Here is a 391-nt window from a genome sequence, read left to right as displayed (position 1 = left end):
TTTCCCCTTCCCCTCTTTCCTCCCTCCTTCCTCCTCCCTTTTTCCTTTCCCTCTCCCCCCCCTTCCTTTCCCCCCTTTCCTCTTTCCTTCCTTTTCCTCTCTTTTTTTCTCCTTCCCTCCCTTTTTCCCTTTCCCCCTCTCTTTTTCCCTCCTTTTTTTCCTTCTCCTCCTTTTCCCCTTCTCTTTTCCCTTCCTCCCCCCCTTTTCCCTTCCCCCTTCTTTCCCTTCCTTCTCCCTTCCCTTTCTCCTCCCCTCTTCTCCTTTTCCCTTCCTCTCCCTCTCTTCCTTTTTCTCCTTCCTTTTCCCTTCCCCCCTCTCTTCTTCTTCCCCCCCTCCCTTTTTTCTTTCTTTCCTCCCCTTCCTTCTTTCTCCCTCCCTCCTTCCTTTTTCT

At 51.4% G+C, this 391-nt stretch carries 1 protein-coding gene; it reads right to left on the bottom strand.

The window, feature by feature from the left end; translation table 11 throughout:
- The coding region (locus NR125_RS30320) for a hypothetical protein (RefSeq protein ID WP_256816891.1) at nt 1-391 on the bottom strand (391 nt) is incomplete at both ends.

This window comes from Cytobacillus sp. Bac17, assembly GCF_024519925.1.
Lineage (GTDB): Bacteria > Bacillota > Bacilli > Bacillales > Cytobacillaceae > Cytobacillus > Cytobacillus pseudoceanisediminis.
Note: the sequence above shows the minus strand (reverse complement) of the source record. Positions and strands in the feature narration are given on the sequence as shown.